The organism is Aquamicrobium sp. YD-1-mutant5 (assembly GCF_059509755.1).
In genome coordinates, this window is sequence record NZ_JCAKKP010000006.1 from 12,766 (window position 1) to 33,016 (window position 20,251).

Annotated in this window: 13 protein-coding genes; 11 read left to right on the forward strand and 2 right to left on the reverse strand. The window is 64.3% G+C overall.

The window, feature by feature from the left end:
* Positions 1-24 precede the first annotated feature (24 nt).
* The gene (locus AC5XE7_RS11050) at positions 25-1,956 is read right to left on the reverse strand and encodes an autotransporter assembly complex protein TamA (RefSeq protein ID WP_495366062.1); all 1,932 of its coding nucleotides are present in this window, start codon (positions 1,954-1,956) and stop codon (positions 25-27) included.
* A gap of 267 nt (positions 1,957-2,223) precedes the next feature.
* On the opposite strand from AC5XE7_RS11050, the gene AC5XE7_RS11055 reads away from it, so the two are divergent.
* From AC5XE7_RS11055 to AC5XE7_RS11090, 8 genes are all read left to right on the forward strand, one after another.
* Positions 2,224-7,683 (forward strand): alpha-2-macroglobulin family protein, encoded by a 5,460-nt coding sequence (locus AC5XE7_RS11055; protein WP_495366063.1) that lies wholly within the window; start codon positions 2,224-2,226, stop codon positions 7,681-7,683.
* 555 nt (positions 7,684-8,238) lie between these two features.
* Positions 8,239-10,314, forward strand: coding sequence for a penicillin-binding protein 1C (gene pbpC, locus AC5XE7_RS11060; protein WP_495366064.1), 2,076 nt, complete (start codon positions 8,239-8,241; stop codon positions 10,312-10,314).
* Between the two features lie 196 nt (positions 10,315-10,510).
* Entirely contained in the window at positions 10,511-11,539 is a 1,029-nt protein-coding gene (locus AC5XE7_RS11065; protein WP_495366065.1) for a sulfate ABC transporter substrate-binding protein, read from the forward strand.
* 37 nt (positions 11,540-11,576) lie between these two features.
* The gene (gene cysT / locus AC5XE7_RS11070) at positions 11,577-12,428 is read left to right on the forward strand and encodes a sulfate ABC transporter permease subunit CysT (protein WP_495366066.1); all 852 of its coding nucleotides are present in this window, start codon (positions 11,577-11,579) and stop codon (positions 12,426-12,428) included.
* Positions 12,421-13,302, forward strand: a complete 882-nt coding sequence (cysW, locus tag AC5XE7_RS11075; protein ID WP_495366067.1) for a sulfate ABC transporter permease subunit CysW — start codon at positions 12,421-12,423, stop codon at positions 13,300-13,302. Before cysT ends, cysW begins: the two co-directional genes overlap by 8 nt.
* A 13-nt stretch (positions 13,303-13,315) precedes the next feature.
* Complete coding sequence (locus AC5XE7_RS11080; protein ID WP_495366068.1) at positions 13,316-14,371, forward strand: sulfate/molybdate ABC transporter ATP-binding protein; 1,056 nt, start codon at positions 13,316-13,318, stop codon at positions 14,369-14,371.
* Positions 14,372-14,506: 135 nt separating this feature from the next.
* Positions 14,507-15,493, forward strand: coding sequence for a sulfate ABC transporter substrate-binding protein (locus tag AC5XE7_RS11085; protein WP_495366069.1), 987 nt, complete (start codon positions 14,507-14,509; stop codon positions 15,491-15,493).
* Between the two features lie 181 nt (positions 15,494-15,674).
* Positions 15,675-16,127, forward strand: coding sequence for an RrF2 family transcriptional regulator (locus tag AC5XE7_RS11090; protein ID WP_183832491.1), 453 nt, complete (start codon positions 15,675-15,677; stop codon positions 16,125-16,127).
* Positions 16,128-16,142: 15 nt separating this feature from the next.
* On the opposite strand, the gene AC5XE7_RS11095 is transcribed toward AC5XE7_RS11090, so the two are convergent.
* Entirely contained in the window at positions 16,143-17,165 is a 1,023-nt protein-coding gene (locus AC5XE7_RS11095) for a sugar-binding transcriptional regulator (protein ID WP_495366070.1), read from the reverse strand.
* A gap of 214 nt (positions 17,166-17,379) precedes the next feature.
* Here AC5XE7_RS11095 and AC5XE7_RS11100 point away from each other — a divergent pair, with 214 nt between their 5' ends.
* From AC5XE7_RS11100 to AC5XE7_RS11110, 3 genes are all read left to right on the forward strand, one after another.
* Positions 17,380-18,213 (forward strand): hypothetical protein, encoded by an 834-nt coding sequence (locus AC5XE7_RS11100; protein WP_495366071.1) that lies wholly within the window; start codon positions 17,380-17,382, stop codon positions 18,211-18,213.
* Between the two features lie 381 nt (positions 18,214-18,594).
* A complete protein-coding gene (locus AC5XE7_RS11105; protein WP_495366187.1) occupies positions 18,595-19,245 on the forward strand; it encodes a hypothetical protein in 651 nt (216 codons plus the stop codon).
* Between the two features lie 145 nt (positions 19,246-19,390).
* Positions 19,391-20,068 (forward strand): HAD family hydrolase, encoded by a 678-nt coding sequence (locus AC5XE7_RS11110; protein ID WP_495366072.1) that lies wholly within the window; start codon positions 19,391-19,393, stop codon positions 20,066-20,068.
* The last annotated feature ends 183 nt before the right edge of the window (positions 20,069-20,251 follow it).

The window sequence follows — 20,251 nt, forward strand, 5'->3', positions numbered from 1 at the left end:
CTTCTTGCCTGCCGTCCTGCCGGGTCAGAATGACTGCCCGATTCCCGCATAGATACCATAGCGAGGGTCGCCCGACTCGCGGTTGAGCGGTATCGCCGCATCCACCCTCAGAGGCCCGAAAGGTGTCAGATAGCGCAGGCCGATGCCCGCGCCCACCTTCATATCGGAAAATTCGGGGAACTGCTTGTTGGACACCGTGCCGGCATCGACGAAGGGCACGATGCCGATCGTGTCGGTGACGTTGATGCGCAGTTCCGCCGAGGTTTCGAACCAGGAAAGGCCGCCCGTCGGCTTGCCATTGGCATCCTTCGGCCCGATTCCCTGATAGGAATAGCCGCGTACCGATCCGCCGCCGCCGGCATAGAAGCGCCTGTCCGCCGGAACATGGCTCACGCCGGCGCCGAGGATCGACCCAGCGGCCACGCGGCCGGCCAGCACGAAGCGATTGCTTTCCAGCGGCGCATAGTAAGCCGAGCCCTCGCCGCGCAGCTTGATGAAAGCCTTGCTGTTGAGCAGGTCGTAGCTCGGCTCCGCATAGGCCAGCACCCGGAAGCCGCTGGTCGGATTGAGCCTGTCGTTGCGGTTGTCATAGACATATTGCAACGGCACCGAGGCGATCAGGTAGTCGTTCTTGCCGTAGCTGTCGGTGATCTTCGAATAGTCGAGCGAAAACTCGGCCGAAGCGCTGCGCTTCTTGTCGATCTGATAGGAAACGCCCGCAGCACCCTTGACCGAGAAACGGTCATAAGCGTCGGGGTGTTCGTACACCGTCTTCAGATTGGCGAAGAATTTCGATGCCGGCCCGATCACGCCCGGCTTTTCGAACATCACGCCGGCATTGTAGTTGAGCTTCGAAATGTCGTTGGAGCCGATGCCGCTGACCGAACCGTCGATGCGCAGCTTCTCGGCCCGCCCGAACAAGTTGCGGTGGCCCCAGTAGCCTTCAAGACCGACGCCTTCGGTATTGGAGACGGTGCCGCCGATGCCCAGATAGCGCGTCTTGCGCTCGGTGACGTTGATGTCGACCGGGATGTTGCCCTCACCGTCGAGCTGGTCGGCCTCGCGCAGCGTCACGCTGTTGAAGACCTCCATCCCCAGAAGCCGTTCACGCGCGTCGTCGATGTCCTTGGGCGAATAGCGCTCGCCGCGCTTCAGCCCCGCCATGTAGCGGGTGAACTCTGGGTCCATCCGCTCGGTGCCTTCGACCGTGGTCTCGCCATAGCCGGCCACCGGCCCGGCCTTCACCGCAAGGGTGACGTCCAGCGTCGTCGTGTTGTGATCGGCCACGATCTCGCGGTCGGTGATCTCGGCCAGAGGGCGGCCCTCTTCCTTCAGCGCCCGCACGATCAGCGCCTCGGCCTTCAGAATCGCGCCCGATCCCGCATCGCCACCGGAAATCAGCCCGAAGTCCGCGCCCGTCAGCCCGGCGGCATCGCCGGTCAGGCGAATGTCGCCAAGGGTGAATTTCGGCCCCGGCGTTACCTCGATCACCACGGGAACCGGCTGCGGGCCCCGGAACTCGGCATCGGGCGGCAGATCGTCGATGGAGCGGCCATCGATCGACACATTGACCACGCCCTCATAGCGCGCGTCCGCATAAAGAGCCGCGACAAGCTGCTCGCGATCGCCGCGCGCCTTCGACATCAGGCCGAGCGAGCCGGAAACCGGCCTGTCCTCGTCCGTCTTCAGCGTCGAGGCGGCTTCCAGCTTCTTTTTCAGATCGTCATGGTCGTCGGGCACATTGATCGTGACCGAATAATTCATCGGATCGACGATGTCGCTGTCCTCGTCATTGGCGGCGGAGCCCCACAGCCTGATGCCGAACAGCTCGAATGCAGCGGCCGGCTGAGGTGAAACCGTCAGCGCCGACGTTGCAAGCAGCGCGAACAACAGCGCGCGCGGCAGGGAAATGCCTGCCGCTGCTTCGTTCGGTTTCTGCCTCGTTTCGTGCCGCATTCCCTCAACTTAACGAACAAAGTTAAAATTCGACTGAAATTCCGGACATTTGATGAATTACGTTGCGTCCGCTTGTGCCAGAAGAGCACAAGGTTGAAAATCAAATCCTTCGCTGTTCAGGCAAGAATGCGTGAACACGACATTCGGGCTGAATAACGACGAATGCTGTGAAATGAAACCGTTACGCCGCGTGTGGCGCGGCGGCGACATTGACAAGCCATGCCGATAGCCGAAATCTGGCCGCAAACTCAAAGAGGCATCACGATCATGCGCGCGTCACGGGCCCTTGCCGCAATTGCTTTCGCATTTCTGACGATGACAGGACTGTCCCACGCGCAGGATGCGCGCCGGATCGTGACCACTGAAAACGCGGATTTCTTCGGCTTCGACCTGCGCTCCGAGCAGAATGTGAGCCTCGATGAGTGCTCGTCCGCCTGCCTCGGCGATTCGGCCTGCCGCGCCTTCACCTACAACAACAAGGCGAAGTGGTGCTTCCTGAAGTCCGACTTCAACCAGATGAAGCCCTTCGCGGGCGCCACCGCCGGCAAGGTTGTCATCATCGATGGCGATGTCGATATCGGCGCGCCGCCCGCACTCACCTATGTGCCCGACTGGATCAGGTCTCAGGCCGAGCAGTATCGTAAAAACCTGACCGGCCCGCACGCCCAAAGGCCTGAAGAGGGATTGGGCGCGCTGGTCGAGGATGCCGCAGCCGCCGCACAAAGAGGCGACCAGCGCGGCGCCGTTCAGAAGTATGAAGCGGCTCTGTCCGCCCTGCCTCAGGAGGGCAAGCTTTGGCTTGAACTCGCCCGTGCCAATCTCGCCGTCAGCCCGCACGACAGTGGCGACACCTCCACGCTGCGCACCAACGCCACTTCGGCCGCCCTCAATGCCTATGACCTGTCGCGCACCACCGCGATCCGCGCCGACGCGCTGGCCAGTCTCGGCTCCGCGCTCGATGGGCGCGAGCTCTACCGTCCCGCCTTGCAGGCCTATGAAGCGAGCCTCGCGCTCGTCAATTCGGCTTCGGTGCGCGGCACTTATGAGGATCTGAAGGCCCGCAAGGGTTTTCGCATCGTCGATCATTCCATTGATGCCGATACGATAGCGCCGCGGATCTGCGCGCAGTTCTCCGAGGATCTGGTGCGCACCGATGTCGACTACACGCAGTTCGTGCGCGTCAACGGATCCGCCCCGGCCGGTATCGAGGCCAAAGAGCGCCAGATCTGCGTGGAGGGGCTTTCGCACGGCCAGTCCTACGAAGTCACCTTCCGCGCCGGCCTGCCGGCCGCCATCGGCGAGGTGCTGACCGCGCCCGTCACCCTGTCCATCTATGTGCAGGATCGCGCCGCTTCGGCCCGCTTCACCGGCGATTCTTTCGTCCTGCCGGCCGGTGCGCGGCGCGGCATTCCGGTCGTCACCGTCAACATGGATGCGGCGGACATGAAGCTCTACCGCATCGGCGACCGGGCGCTGGCGCAATTGCTGTCCGGCTACCAGTTCCTGCGCCAGCTCGACGGCTATGACATTTCCGGCATCGCCGATCAGATGGGCGAGCCGGTGTGGGAAGGCCAGCTCGAAATCGCCGGTGACCTCAACAAGGAAGTCACCACTTCCTTCCCCGTCGATGAAGCGATCCCGCAGCGCAAGCCCGGCGTCTATGTGCTGACCGCCCAGCCGCTCGATGACCAGAGCGACAGCTGGAACTCGCGCGCCACGCAATGGTTCGTGGTCTCCGACATCGGCCTCACCACCTATACCGGCGAGGACGGCCTCACCGTTTTCGCCCGTTCGCTGGCCAGCGCGAAGCCCGTCACCGGCGCGGAGCTGACCCTGCTTGCCCGCAACAACGAGGTGCTTGGCACCGCCGTCACCAATGACGAGGGCCGCGCCATCTTCAATCCCGGCCTCACCCGTGGCGAAGGCGGTCTGGTGCCTGCGGTTCTGACCGCGAAGAACGGCGACAGCGATTTCGTCTTCCTCGACATGGGCCGCGCCGGATTCGACCTTTCGGACCGTGGCGTGGGCGGCCGCGCCGCGCCCGGCGCGCTGGACATCTTCGCGTGGACCGAGCGCGGCATCTACCGTGCCGGCGAGACCGTGCACGTCGCCGCCCTTGCCCGCGACGGCAGTGCCGACGCGGTCGAAAAACTGCCGCTCACCTTCATCTTCTCGCGCCCCGACGGCGTCGAGGACCGCCGCATCGTCTCCGAGGGGGCTGCCGCCGGCGGCCACGCGCTCGAACTGCCGCTCGAACCTAACGCCATGCGCGGCACATGGTCGGTCGCCATCCACACCGACCCCAAAAAGCCTGCCATCGCCAGCCAGATGTTTCTGGTCGAGGATTTCGTTCCTGACCGCATCGAGTTCGACCTCACTGCGGACAAGAAGGAGATCGCTCCCGGCGAAACGGCGAACCTCACCGTCGATGGCCGCTTCCTTTACGGTGCCCCCGCCGCAGGCCTTGCCATAGAGGGCGAGCGCACGCTTTCGCTGACCCGCCAGTGGGATCGCTTCAGGGGCTTCTCCTTCGGCCTCGCCGACGAAGAGGCTGGCGAGCCCTCCGTTGCGCCGCTGACCGATCTTCCGCTGCTCGGCGCGGACGGCAAGGCAACTTTCCCGCTCGCCATCGACCAGCTTCCCTCCACCACGCGGCTGGTGAAGGCCAGGGTCACCGTGCGCATGCGCGAAACCGGCGGCCGCGCCGTCGAGCGCCCGCTCGATCTGGATGTGCGCCCTCAGGGCGACATGATCGGCATCCGCCCCGAATTCACGGAAGTGCCACAGGGCGGCGTGGCGAAATTCAGCCTCATCGCCGTCGATTCGCAAGGCGCACGCACCAGCCTTCAGGGCGCGAAATGGTCGCTGGTCAGGGTCGAGCGGAACTATCAGTGGTATCGCAATGGCGGCTCGTGGAACTACGAGCCGGTGACCTTCACCCGCGCCATCGCCACCGGCAGCGTGGACATCGGCGAAAATGACACCGCCTCCGTTTCCATGCCGGTCGACTGGGGGCGCTACCGCCTTGAGGTCGAGAGCCCCGATGCGGACGGCCCTGCCTCCAGCCATGAATTCGACGCCGGCTGGTATGTCGAGGCCTCGTCCACCGAAACCCCGGACGGGCTCGAAATCGCGCTCGACAAGGACACTTATACGCCGGGCGAAGTGGCGAAGCTTCAGGTCTCGCCGCAATTCGCCGGCGAGCTTCTGGTCGCCGTGGGTGCCGACAGGCTGCTCAAGGTCGTTTCCGCCTCGGTTCCGGCGGGCGGCGGTACGGTCGACATTCCGGTCGGCGAAGACTGGGGTGCGGGTGCTTACGTCACCGCCACCCTTTTCCGTCCGGGCGACGCGCAGGAAACGCGCATGCCCGCCCGCGCCATCGGCGTCAAATGGCTGAAGGTCGACCCGGCGGCACGCAAGCTGGCGATCGCCCTTGCGCCGCCTGAAAAGACCGAACCGCGCCAGCCGCTGACCATTCCGGTCGAAGTCTCCGGCATGGCTGCCGGCGAAAAAGCCTATGTCACGGTCGCCGCCGTCGATGTCGGTATCCTCAACCTCACCAGTTACAAGGCACCCGATCCCGGAGAGTGGTTCTTCGGCCAGCGCATGATGGGCCTTGAGCTGCGCGACCTCTACGGCCGCCTCATCGATGGTTCGCTGGGTGCTGCCGGCAGGCTGCGCACCGGCGGCGATGGTGCCGCCCTGCAATCGCAGGGCAATCCGCCGAAGGAAAAGCTGGTCGCCTTGTTCTCCGGCATCGTGGAAGTCGGTGATGACGGCAAGGCCGGCGTGGCGTTCGACGTGCCGCAGTTCAACGGCACGGTGCGCGTCATGGCTGTCGCCTGGACGAAATCGGCGGTCGGCAATGCGGAAAAAGACGTGATCGTTCGCGATCCCGTCGTCATCACCGCCGGCCTGCCCCGCTTCCTCGCTCCCGGCGACGCCTCCACCCTGCGCCTCGACGTCGCCAACACGGATGGCCCGGCCGGCGACTATGCGGTTACCATCGACAGCACCGGCGGCATCGCCATCGGCGACGACGGCGTGCCGGCCAGCGTGACGCTCGGCGCGGGCGAGCGGCGCGGCTTCGAGGTGCCCCTTATGGCGGTCGAACCGGGCGATGCCTCGTTGACCGTGCGCCTCGCCCATGCCGATGGCACCGCTGCCGAGCAGGTGCTTTACCTGCCGGTGCGCCCGGCACAGCTTCCGGTCACCACCCGCATGGTCGTCGACCTGAAGCCCGGCGCGTCGCTGCGCATCGATCAGGAACTGCTGTCGGCAAGCCTCCTGCCCGGCGCGTCGGTCAGCGTCGGCGTCTCGCGCACGGCTGCCCTCGACGTGCCGTCCCTGCTTCTGGCGCTCGATCGCTATCCGTATGGCTGTACCGAGCAGACCACCAGCCGCGCGCTGCCGCTGCTCTATGTCAGCGACCTGTCGCAGGGCTTCGGCATTCCCGTCGACGATGGGTTGCACGAGCGCGTGCAGCAGGCGATCTACCGCGTCATCGCGCACCAGTCCTCCACCGGCGGCTTCGGCCTGTGGGGGCCAGGCTCGGGCGATCTGTGGCTCGATTCCTACGCCACGGACTTCCTGACCCGGGCGCGCGAGCAAGGCTATGACGTGCCCGAGCGCGCCGTTACCCGCGCTCTTTCCAACCTGCAGAACAGCCTCGGCTACGATCAGGACGTGCAGGATCGCGGCAGCGAGATGGCCTACGCGCTCTATGTTCTGGCCCGCAACAAGAAGGCCTCCGTCGGCGATCTGCGTTACTATGCCGACACCAAGCTGGAAGCCTTCTCCAGCCCGCTGGCAGTCGCCCAGCTTGGCGCAGCACTTGCCCTTTATGGCGATGCGCAGCGCTCGGAGGCCACGTTCCAGGCGGCATTCCAGCTTGCCCGCAACACCGCCGCCTTCAACCAGTACCGCGCCGACTATGCCTCGCCGCTGCGCGATGCGGCTGCCATGCTGGCGCTGGCCGCCGACAGCAAGCCCGCACCTTCGGTGGTGCCGGAACTGGTCAGGCTGGTGAACCGCGAGCGTGCATCTTCCAGATGGACCAGCACGCAGGACAATGCGTGGATGCTGCTGGCCGCGCGCGGCCTGAAGGAAAGCAACGACGCCATCTCGCTGACCGTGGACGGCTCTGCCCATGAGGGTGCCTTCGCCCGCGAGATCGACGGCGCCGACCTCGTTCAGAACCCGCTCACCATCGCCAATGCGGGCAAGGACGCCATCGACGCCGTGGTCACCACGGTCGCAGCACCCGCCCAGCCGCTGCCGGCCGGCGGCGACGGCTTCGAGATCGGGCGCACCTATTATACGCTCGACGGCGAGGAAGCGAATGTGACGGAAGCCCGGCAGAACGAGCGCTACGTGGCGGTCATCAGGGTGCGGAACCTGAACGACTGGCCGACCCGCATGCTCGTCACCGATCTTCTGCCGGCCGGCTTCGAGATCGACAATCCGGGCCTCGTCTCCAGCGCCCAGCTTTCCAACTTCGGCTGGCTGCCGCAGACCAATGCCGCGCATCTCGAATTCCGCGACGACCGTTTCGTCGCTGCCTTCGATCCCGGCGGCAGCAGCGAGGGCGAGGTGACGCTGGCCTATGTGGTGCGCGCCGTGACACCCGGCGTCTATGCCCATCCGGCGGCAAGCGTCGAAGACATGTACCGCCCGCAATACTCCGCCCGCACCGCCACCGGCATGATGGAGGTGCAGGCGCCGTAAAGGTATGGCCATGCCTGATTGTGCAAGCAGACAGTGCGGACATGTCCCCACAACGCCGACGCAGGCGTTACCTTCTCCGCTTGTGGCGGCAGATGGACTCGCGAAGCGAGGGCGAATGAGAAGCGCTGAAGCTTGCAAAGCAACGAGCTTGAGGAGGGAACCCCTTATCCGTCCCGACGCTGCACGCCGATCCACTTTCTCCCGCAGAGGGAGAAGGAAGAGCGCTTGCATCGACCTTGTTGCCGCCAACCACGCCGGTGGAAATTCGCATGAGCGATCATGCAGCACGTCCCCTTCTCCGCTTGTGGGAGCAGCTGAACTCGCGAAGCGTGGTGGGATAAGAAGTGCTGAAGCAGCCAACGCCGTGCAGTTGAGGAAGCACCCCCTCATCCGTCCCGGCGCGGCGCACCGATGCGCCTTCTTTCACGAGGGGAGAAGGTGGATATGGCAACAGCCTTGTCGCCACCTGCCCGCAGGGGAGATTTGCGCAAGCGATATCGTAGCCCTCCCTCTTCTCCCCTTGTGGGAGAAAGTGGGCTGGCGAAGCGAGGTCGCATGAGGGGTATTTCAGGCAAAGCCCTGCGCAGATTTGCGATCAACGCTGCCGTCGCCGTCGCAATCGGCACGGCCGCACTCTGGGGGCTCGACCGCGCCTTCCCGCCGCCCCTGCCAGAAAAGCCCATCCTGTCGGCCGAGGTGCTCGACCGCGACGGCCAGTTGCTGCGCGCCTTCGCCACGCCGGACGGATATTGGCGCTTCGGTGCGGCGCTCGACCGCATCGATCCGGCTTTCCTCGACATGCTCATCGCCTATGAGGACAAGCGCTTCTGGGACCACAGCGGCATCGACCTTCTGGCGCTCGGCCGCGCGGCGCTTCAATTCGGCACGAACGGCCGCATTGTCTCGGGCGGCTCCACGCTCTCCATGCAGCTTGCCCGTCTCATCGAGCCGCGCACCAGCCGCAACATCGCGGCCAAGCTGCGCCAGATCGCCCGCGCCGCGCAGATCGAGCGGCGGCTGTCGAAGCGCGAGATCCTGCGGCACTATCTCACCCTCGCCCCCTATGGCGGCAATCTGGAAGGCGTGCGCGCAGCCTCGCTCGCATGGTTCGGCAAAGAGCCCGCGCGCCTTACCGTCTCCGAAAGCGCTTTGCTGGTGGCCCTGCCGCAACTGCCGGAAAAACGCCGGCCCGACCGCAATGCGGAGGCCGCCCGCGCCGCACGCGACCGGGTGCTGGAGCGCATGGTCACTTCCGGCCTTCTCAGCGAGCGCGAGGCGGCGCGCGCGGCACTGGAAGAGGTGCCCTCCTACCGCCGCGCCATGCCGTCCTTTGCCGCCCATGCCACGCTGCGCGCCCTGCGCACCGGCGAGGAGCTCCCTCGCCTCACCATCAGCCGCCGCGTTCAGGAAGGGCTGGAAGCGGTCGCCCACGAGGCAGCCGCACGGCTCGGCCCAAAACTGTCGGTTGCCATGGTGCTGGCCGATTCCCGCACCGGCGAGATACTGGGCGAAGTGGGCTCGGCCGGCTACACCGATTCCTCCCGCTCCGGCTGGATCGACATGACCCGCGTGCTGCGCTCGCCGGGCTCGACGCTGAAACCCTTCATCTACGGCCTCGCCTTCGAGCAGGGGCTGGTGGCGCAGGAAACGCTGATCTCCGACAGCCCCGCCGACTTCTCCGGCTACCGGCCGAAGAATTTCGACATGGGTTATCAGGGGGATGTCAGTATCCGCAGCGCCCTGCAACTGTCGCTCAACGTGCCGACCGTGCGCGTGCTCGATGCGGTCGGCCCGGCAAGGCTCACCGCGCGCCTGCGCAATGCCGGCGTGCCGCTGGTGCTGCCGCCGAACGAGCCGCCCGGCCTTGCCATCGGCCTCGGTGGCGCCGGCATAACGCTGCGCGATCTGGTCCAGCTCTATGCGGGCCTCGCCAATGGCGGCAAGGTCCACCGCCTGCGCGACGGCACCGAGGCCGCCTCCGCCACGCCGTCGGGCGCGACGCTGCTCGACCCGCAGGCCAACTGGCAGGTCACCGACATCCTCTCCGGCATCCGCCCGCCGCAGGGCGCGCCCCGGCGCGCCGTCGCCTACAAGACCGGCACCTCCTATGGCTATCGCGATGCCTGGACCGTGGGCTATGACGGCCGCTATGTGCTGGGCGTCTGGGTGGGCCGCGCCGATGCCGCCGCTGTTCCGGGCCTCTCCGGCTATGTCTCGGCCGCGCCCATCGTGTTCGAGGGCCTCGCCCGCTCCGGCCTCGCCGCCGTGCCGTTCCCCGGTCCGCCGCCCGGCAGCCGCCATCCGCGCCGCGATGAGCTGCCCGTCACCCTCGCCCGCTTTGGCACCGATGCCACGGCACCCGCTGGTCCCGTCGAGCCCGCCCCGCGCATCGTCTTTCCGCCCGATGGCGCGCGCGTCGATCTCGGAACCGCCTCCAGCGACGTCACCCCGCTGGTTCTGAAGCTTCAGGGCGGGCGCGCGCCCTTCCGCTGGCTTGCCAACGGCCGGCCGCTCGGTCAGGAAGACCGCCGCCGCACGGCGACATGGCAGCCGGACGGTGCGGGAACCTCCACCCTTACCGTCATCGACGCAGCGGGGCGCGCTGCAAGCGTGAAGGTGATCGTGGAATAGCCGCCTGCGCCCTCTTTCGCCGCCACGCGAAACCTTTCGCACGCTCGACATTTCTTCCGTTGCGGAAAGAGAAGATTTTTTCAAATAACAGCCGCCGGCGGCAGGGCTTTGCCCGTGAGCGTTGAAAAACGCAACGTCCTGTGCATCTAATTTCTACCAATTCGATAGAGTAGAATGGTATGAACAGGAGGCTGAAATGAGCCAATTCCCTAAGAATACCCTGCTCGGCATCTTCATCGCCGGCTCCGTACAACTCGGAACCCTCGGCTTTGCGCTGGCAGACACTACGCTTCTCAACGTATCCTATGACCCGACGCGCGAACTCTACAAGGAGTTCAACGAGGCATTTTCCAAACACTGGAAGGCCGAAACCGGCGAGACGGTCAACGTCCAGCAATCGCATGGCGGCTCCGGCAAGCAGGCCCGCTCGGTGATTGACGGCATCGATGCCGATGTGGTCACGCTGGCACTCGAAAGCGACATCAACGCCATCGTCGAGGCCACGCAGAAGATCAAGCCCGACTGGCGCAAGCATTTCGATAACAATTCGGCCCCTTACACCTCCACGATCGTGCTGCTGGTGCGCAAGGGCAACCCCAAGGGCATCAAGGACTGGGGCGATCTCGTCAAGGGCGACGTGCAGGTCATCACGCCGAACCCGAAGACCTCCGGCGGCGCACGCTGGAACTATCTCGCCGCCTGGGGCTGGGCGCATCACGAATTCGGCGGCGACGAGGCGAAGATCAAGGAATACATCGCGGAACTGTTCCGCCGCGTGCCGATCCTTGACACCGGCGCGCGTGGTTCGCTTCTCACCTTCACCGAGCGCAAGATCGGCGACGTCTTCCTGTCATGGGAAAACGAGGCGTTCCTGGCCAAGAAGGAATATGGCGAGGATGCTTTCGAGACGATCATTCCCTCGCAGTCCATCCTTGCCGAACCGCCCGTCGCCATCGTCGACGCCAATGTGGATGCCAGGGGCACGCGCAAGACTGCCGAGGCCTATCTGCAGTATCTCTACTCGGAAGAAGGCCAGCGCATCGCGGCCAAAAACTACTACAGACCATCGAAACCGGACCTCGTTCCCGAGGAAGAGAGAAAAATTTTCCCGGAAGTCAAACTTGTTGGAATTGATGACCCCATTTTCGGCGGTTGGGAGAAAGCACAACCTTACCATTTCGCCGATGGCGGGATATTCGACCAGATCTACAAGCCGGCCCAGTAGGTCTGGGAGAACCAAACCCTAACACACAAGGGGCGACATGACCGCAGTTCCCGCCAGAGCGGGGTGGCGATTCAGGCAGCCGAGCGTCATTCCAGGCTTCGGATTGACGCTCGGCCTTTCGCTTGCCTACCTCACCCTCATCATCCTCATTCCGCTGTCGGGCCTTGCATGGCGCTCGGCTTCGCTGGGCTGGCCCCAATTCTGGGCCATTCTCACCGATGCACGCACCATAAACGCCCTGAAAATCAGCTTCGGAACCGCCCTTGCGGCAGCTGTGGTGAATGTCGTCTTCGGCACGGTGGTCGCCTGGGTTCTGGTGCGCTACCGTTTTCCCGGCCGGCGCATCGTCGATGCCATGGTCGACCTGCCTTTCGCCCTGCCAACGGCGGTGGCCGGCATTGCGCTGACCACGCTTTACGCCCCCAATGGCTGGATCGGCGGCCCGCTCGCGTCGCTCAACATCAAGGTCGCCTATACGCCGCTCGGCATCGTCATCGCGCTTGTCTTCATCGGCCTTCCCTTCGTGGTGCGCACGGTGCAGCCGGTGATGGAGGAAATCGACCGCGAAATCGAGGAAGCGGCGGCCACGCTTGGCGCCAACCGGTTCCAGACGATCACCCGCGTGCTGTTCCCCGGCCTTGCGCCGGCCATCGTCACCGGCTTCGCGCTCGCCTTCGCGCGCGGCGTGGGCGAATACGGTTCCGTCATCTTCATCGCCGGCAACCTGCCCAACGTGTCCGAGATCGCACCGCTGCTCATCATCATCCGGCTGGAGGAATACAACTATCCCGCCGCCACGGCGATCGCGGCAATCATGCTGATCATCTCCTTCGCCATGCTGCTCGTCATCAACCTGCTGCAATCGTGGAGCCGCAAGCGCTATGGCTGATCCCGTCGCATCCGCCGCCAGCGCGGCCCCTCCCGCCGATGCCGGCATCACCGAAGGCCGTCACGCCCGCTGGACGCTGATGGCGGTCGCCTTCGTCTTCCTCGGCGTCTTCCTGTTCCTGCCGCTGGCGCTGGTGTTCATGGAAGCCTTCAGGAAAGGCATCGGCTTCTATCTCTCAACGCTCACCGAACGCGACACCATTTCCGCCATCCGCCTCACGCTGATCGTGGCCATCATATCGGTGCCGCTCAATCTGGTGTTCGGCGTCGCCATGGCCTGGGCCATCGCCAAATACGAGTTCAAGGGCAAGGCCTTCCTGACCACGCTGGTCGACCTGCCGTTCTCGGTGTCGCCGGTCATTTCCGGCCTCGTCTATGTGCTTTTGTTCGGCGCCCAGAGCGCGCTTGGGCCATGGCTGAAGGCGAACGGCATCGAGATCCTGTTCGCAGTTCCCGGTATCGTGCTGGCCACGATCTTCGTCACCTTCCCCTTCGTGGCGCGCGAGCTGATCCCGCTGATGGAGGAACAGGGCACCAAAGATGAGGAAGCCGCCATCTCGCTCGGCGCCAATGGCTGGCAGACCTTCTGGTATGTGACCCTGCCCAATGTGAAATGGGGCCTGCTCTATGGCGTTCTGCTCTGCAACGCCCGCGCCATGGGCGAATTCGGCGCCGTTTCCGTGGTGTCGGGCCACATCAGGGGTCAGACCAACACCATGCCCCTGCATGTCGAGATCCTTTACAACGACTACAACGCCGCCGGCGCCTTCGCGGTCGCCTCGCTGCTGGCCGGCCTTGCGCTGGTGACGTTGGCGCTGAAGTCGCTCCTTGAAATGCGCTACGGCGCCGAACTCGCCGCCACCCGCGGACACTGACAGGATTGAGCCCATGCAAGTTCGCGTCACCAACGTCCGCAAGGAATTCGACACCTTCCCTGCCCTGCATGAGGTCTCGCTGGAAATCCGCTCCGGCGAGCTGATCGCCCTGCTTGGCCCCTCTGGCTCCGGCAAGACGACGCTGCTGCGTCTCATCGCCGGACTGGAACAGCCCACCACCGGCCGCATCTTCTTCGGCGACGAAGACGCCTCGGAAAAAAGCATCCGTGAGCGCAATGTCGGCTTCGTGTTCCAGCACTACGCCCTGTTCCGCCACATGACGGTGGCCGACAATATCGGCTTCGGGCTCAAGGTGCGCCCGTCCGGAACAAGGCCGCCGGCCACGCAGATCCGCCAGCGCGCCTCCGAGCTGCTCGATCTGGTGCAGCTGTCGGGCCTCGAAAAGCGCTACCCCGCGCAATTGTCGGGCGGCCAGCGCCAGCGCGTTGCACTGGCCCGCGCGCTGGCCATCGAGCCGAAAGTACTGCTGCTCGACGAGCCGTTCGGCGCGCTCGATGCGCAGGTGCGCCGAGACCTGCGCCGCTGGCTGCGCGAAATCCATGAGGCGACCGGCCACACCACGGTCTTCGTCACCCACGATCAGGAGGAAGCGCTTGAGCTGGCCGACCGCGTCGTGGTGATGAGCCAAGGCCGCATCGAACAGGTCGGTACAGCCGATGAAGTCTATGACGACCCCAATTCGCCCTTCGTCTACGGCTTCATCGGCGATTCCAGCTCGCTGCCGGTAAAGGTCGAGGACGATCAGGTCTGGCTGGCGGAGCGCCCGGTGGGCCTTTCCGCCCCCGGCCTGCCGGCCGGTCCCGGCACCCTGTTCTTCCGCCCGCACGACATCGAGCTTCTCGACGGCTGCTCCGGCTGCATCGCCGGCACAGTCGTTGCCAGCCGGCGCGTGGCTGGCACACGCCGCGTCGAGCTTGAAATCGGCGGACACCGCGAGCGGGTGGAGATAGAACTCCCCGTCGATCACCCCGCCGCACAGAAGAGCCGTGTGGCCTTCCGCCCGCGCAAGTGGAAGGTTTTTCCGCAAAGCGCCACTCAGGAAAAATGACGAGGACGACAATTCCATAAAATCGGCAAAATGGTGGAATTGTTTTCCAATACGGAGCTTTCAACAGAAGAGCCATGCCTCGCGGCGATACGACAGCCGCGGCTATATGATGGGCATTCTCATCTGGAGCCCGTCATGAAACGCCTTCTCCTCGCCGCGACCACCGCCATCGGCCTGCTCTTCTCCTCCGCCTCGGCCTTCTCGGCCGACAAGCTCCTCAACGCCTCTTACGATGTGGCGCGCGAGTTGTTCGTCCAGATCAACAAGGCTTTCGTGGCCGGGCATCCGGGCGTGACCGTCGACCAGTCGCATGCCGGCACCTCAAAGCAGGCGCGCGCCATCGCCGATGGCCTTGCCGCCGACGTCGTCACCTTCAATCAGGTCACCGACATCGACTTCCTCGTCAAGCAGGGTCTGGTCTCCGACGACTGGCAGAAGGAATTCCCGGACAACGCCTCGCCCTTCTACTCCCTGCCGTCCTTCCTGGTACGCGCCGGCAACCCCAGGAACGTCAAGGATTGGGACGATCTGGTGCGCGACGATGTGCAGATCATCTTCCCGAACCCCAAGACTTCCGGAAATGCGCGCTACACCTATCTGGCCGCCACCGCCTATGCGCGTGAAAAGTTCAATGGCGACGAGGCCAGGGTGAAGGAATTCGTCACCAAGATCTTCAACAACGTGCCGGTGTTCGACACCGGGGGACGCGCCGCCACCACCACCTTCGCCGAGCGCGGCATCGGCGACGTGCTGATTACCTTCGAATCCGAAACGCAGGGGATCGCCAACGAATACGGCACCGACAAATACGAGCAGGTCGTGCCTTCCGTCAGCCTGCTGGCTGAGTTCCCGGTCGCCATCGTCGACAAGGTCGTGGACCAGAACGGCAGCCGTGATCTGGCCAAGTCCTATCTCGACTTCCTCTATTCGCCGGAAGGCCAGAAGATCGAGGCCGAGAACGGCCTGCGCGTGCGCGACGAGGCCGTCGCCGCCGAGTTTAAGGACAAGTTCCCGGACGTGCGCCTCGTCACGGTCGAGGAGGTGTTCGGCGGCTGGGACAAGGTTCAGGCCGAGCACTTCGCCGAAGGCGCGCTTCTCGATCAGGCCTATGGCAACCGCTGACCCATTCTGCCTCTGCAACGGAAAGCCGGCCCCGCGCCGGCTTTTCCTATATTCGGCGCCGCTCTTGTCGAATTCAACACATGGCCTTATTCTCGGAATTCAGGTCGTTCCGGCCTGAATTTCCCGTTCGCCCAATTCCGGCTCAGCACCCGATCCGGCATTCAGCAAGACATCGGCACGCATGCTCACCAAAAAAGGCAAGTACGGTCTGAAAGCCCTCGTTCACCTGTCGAGGCTGCCATCAGGGAAGCTCGCCTTCGTCAACGACATCGCGGTGACCAACAACATCCCGAAGAAATTCCTCGACGCGATACTGGTCGAGTTGCGCAATGCCGGCTTCGTCGTCAGCCGCAAGGGCAAGGATGGCGGCTATCGCCTTGCCCGTCCCGCAGCGGAAATCCGCATCGGTCATGTCATCCGCGTTCTCGACGGGCCGCTTGCGCCACTGGCCTGCGCCAGCCGCACCCAGTACCAGCGCTGCGACGATTGCGATGACGAGGCGACCTGCGAGGTCCGTCACATGATGCTTGAGGTGCGTCAGGCCATTGCCAATGTGCTGGACAGCCGCAGCCTCGCCGCCATGCGCGATGCCGCCAACGACGATTTTCCGGGCGACATCGCCCTCAACATCTGAGCCTCTGAAGCCGCCTTATGGCGCGGCGCCCGCGCGTTCGGCCAGCATCCGGCGCGCGCTTTCCTCATCGGTGATCAGCACGGTCGGCCTGATCAGGTTCATCGCGCCGAGCAGCGCATCGGTCTTTTCCGCACCGCCAGACGTGAGCACACGCACCGGCGCCCGCCGCAGCCGGTCGACCTCGACCGACATCACAAGCTTGTTGACCGGATGATCGACCAGATCGCCATTGCGATCGAAGAAGTGGAAAAGAAGATCGCCCACCGCACCCTTTTCCACCAGTTGCTCCCGGTCGGCCTCTTTCAGGAAGCCGCCGCGATAGAAGGTGGTCGCCGACGCGATGCCGCCGACGCTGACCAGCACGGCATCGAGCGTATCGGCAAGCTGGAAGATTTCCTGCAACCCACACCGTTCCACCAGCGCCGTCTTGGTTTCGATGCTGTCCACAACCGCCGGCGTCGGGATCAGATAGCCGTCACCCTGAAATGTCTGGGCGAAGCGCCAGGCGAATTCGGCCGGATTGTAACGGCGGGCCACACCGACGCCGCCCAGCAGGGAAATCACCTTGAAGTCGGCCAGCGCCCGCGCGCTCAGGAACTGGAGGCTTGAAAACAGCGTCTGGCCCCAGCCGACGCCGACCCGCATGCCCGCCTTCATGATGTCCGAGACATAGCTGCCGGTTCTGGCCGCGATCGCCGGTATCGGATCGGAACCGGGGGCGGAAAGCGGTGCAATGATCGCCTGCTCCAGCCCGAAGGCGCGCTCCAGTTCGCGCTCGAGAGCTACGATCTCGACCAGCTCGCTTTCAATGGTGATCTTGACCTCGCCGCGCGCCCGCGCCTCGGCCAGCATGCGCACCACCGTGACCCGCCCGATCCCCAGCACGTCGGCGATCTCGTTCTGGGTCATCTGCTCGACGAAATACATCCATGCCGCGCGAATGCGCAGCCGGTCGCTGCGGCTTTCCGTGCCGCCATTTCCCGCGGCGAAATCGCCGCCCGCCTTCGCAGCGCTGTCTCCTTTGGGCTTCTTTGCCAATTCCCTCTCCCCGGTCGACGCCGCCGCTGCCGTAACGATTCAGCGACCGCACAATATGGTCTATTGACCGCCAAGGCACGATAGGAGCAATCCTGTTTTCGGCATATCATGCTAAAATATGCGAGGCTGCCCGAAGCGCTCTGATGTCCATGCCGACATGGAAACGATGCTTTGGTCGTCAGTCTGAAAATGGAAATGGTCCGGGAAACGCCTGGTGCCCGGATACCTTGTCGAAGTGCAGGTTATTGGAATGCTGCGTGAAATTTCCGAGGAAGTGCGCATAAACCTCAAGGACCGCTTGCGGGAAATGCGCCATGCCATCCGTCGCCACCGGCACGATACCGGCAACGCCAGCGTTCTGCCGCCGCCGCCCGGCGGGCGCACGCCCTTCCCCCTGCCCGAGATCGACGGGCTGGTCAGCCGCGCCGTCAGCGTGTTCGACGACGCCATGACCATGGCCGAAACACTGGTGCCCCATGACGGGCGCGCCCATTCGAAGCCGATGCCGTTCGACACCTATTTCCGCCCCGCCGGCAACCTGCTCGACGGCGAGCGGGCTTTCCGCCGCGACATGTATTATCTGGCAAAGTCCATGCTGGCCCGCAGGAATGCGGTTGCCGAACCGGTGCAGGAGGCCGGTTTCGCCGCCGTTCATGCCGCCATGTTGCGCCAGCACGGCCACCTTTTCCAACCCCTGAAACCAGATGCCGGCGAAACCGAACGTACAGCCCGCGCGGCCGCGCTGTGCGCGGCACTTCTGGTTGAGCTTCTGCGGGCAAGACCAGTGCGGCCCCGCCTGCCCGAAGGCAAGGTCGCCAATGTGCTGGAAGCAGAAACCGTTCTGGCCGTTTCAGTTCTGGCGCCGATGGCGCTGGCCGTGGCTCTGGCCAGTTCAGGCACCGATGCCGAAAGCGGTTCCGACCTGCTCGACATTGCCGCGCTGGCGGTGGAGGCCCGTCTCGACCGCATCATGCCAGCCTGCCGCGCCGCCGATCCGGCAGCCGAGCTGACGCCAATCTTCGCGATGCTCATCTTCCACCTGCGCTAAGGCATGTCGACCGAAAGGGGGAGCCGGTTTCGGGGAAACGACATGCGTAAAAACAATAACTTAAAACGCAGGGAGCGAATCTGAAAGATCGCGACACGCTTTAAGGCCGGTTCCCCTGATTTCTGCCGGCAGCATTACGGTAGCCCACACAAAGCCTTCATGGCGGGAGAACCGGCACGGCAGCGCCAGTCAACGCGAGCCGCACTGATCGTCCGCAACCCTCCCTGCGATAAACACCGCCCTCCCGACCATGCCGCATCCACGCAGGTCACTGCCACATCGAGAACATTTGTTTTCGCCATCAGGAATATGTATGTTTTTCCTTATCGACTGCAGGCGGTGCTGCGACTGTGCTAAAATAGCCTGTAAAGAGGACGGATGATGGACCTTCGGTTCAAGGACGAACTGGCCGCGATGCCGGATCTGCGCCACAGGTTGCGCCGCCTGCGCTGGTTCCGTGCCATCTTCCGCGCCAGCGCGAAGGCCGTGACCCGCGCCTGCGGTGTGCAGTTCGAAATCGACGACGCCCGCCTCACCCGCGCCTTCCTCGACTGGATCGAGATCGCGGAAGCGCAGAAGGCCTATGCCGACATCAATCGCGCCGATTTCATCGTGTTTGCCGCCGGTGTGGCCCTGCGTGAGCTGATCCGCCATGATCCCGCGCGCGCCGTCGCCGGGCTCGATGCCCCTGTGGCCGGGGCCGGCGTTTCCACGTCCACGCAGGAGATCGTGCGTTTCTGGCCGGAAGGCTTTCTCTACACCAACTATTGCGTCTCGGCCGTGGCCGCGATCCACGAGCAGGAATTCGGCACGGTTCCGGCCATAGACAGCTGCGCCGACGATTTGCGCACATGGTGGTCCTATCGCGAGAATGTCGCCGAAGTGCCGGCCTGTGCCGTCGCCTTCCTCGACCGCTTTCTCGGCGGCGAGCCCAACTGGATCGCACCGGACCATCCGGCCGCGCGCCATGCCATGCAGCACATGAACCCTGCCCTTCAGGGCACGGCCCAGCCTGCCATGCAAGGCCACTAAAGCGTATCGCGATCCTTCAAATTCGCTCCCTGCGCTTTAAATTTCTGTTTTTACGCATGTCGTTATCCCGAAACCGGTTCCCACTTTCGGGCGACATGCTTTAACCCCTCACATAATCGCAAGAATCCTTGATCAGGAGAAAATCGTGGCCGGATCACAGCTCATCATCTTCGATTGCGACGGCGTACTGGTCGACAGCGAACCGCTCGCCGTGCTTGCCTATGAACGCGTCTACGAACGCCACGGCATGCCCGGCGTCGGCATCGACATCATCAGCCAGTGTTTTGGCATGAAGCAGGCCGACATCATCGCCCGCATCCGGGAGTTGACCGGCCACCAATATCCCGAGCATGCCCGCGACGACCTCTGGCTCGAAACGAAGGCGCTGTTCACCGAGCGGCTCCAGCCGACCAGCGGCCTGCCCGAATTCCTGTCAGAATTGAAGATCGACCGCTGTGTCGCCTCATCCTCGTCGCTGGAGCGCATCCATCACAGCCTCGACGTCACCCGCATCGCCCCCCACTTCGGCGACGCGATCTTCTCCTCGTCGATGGTGAAGAACGGCAAGCCTGCGCCCGACATCTTCCTGTTCGCTGCTGAAAAGATGGGGGCCGATCCGGCCGACTGCGTGGTGATCGAGGATTCGCATTTCGGCGTTCAGGGCGCCGTCGCCGCAGGCATGAAAGCCATCGGCTACACCGGCGGCGGCCACAGCGACGCCGGCCATGGCGAGCGCCTCACATTCAGCGGCGCCACCCGCGCCTGCGCGGACTGGACGGGCGTGACCGCGGAACTGGAACGACTGGACTTCCGCCTGAACTGAGCCTCCCCGTCATTCCGGTTCTGGCCCAGCCGTGGCCGGAATTGGATCCCGACTGGCGGTCCACGCTCCTGTCGTTACACATCACATCGCGGATGTCTCGTCACCCGCGACAAGGATGCACGACACCACCACTCCCGATCTTTCGAGGCGACCGATCTGTCGGCGATTTCAGAGTTGCAGGAT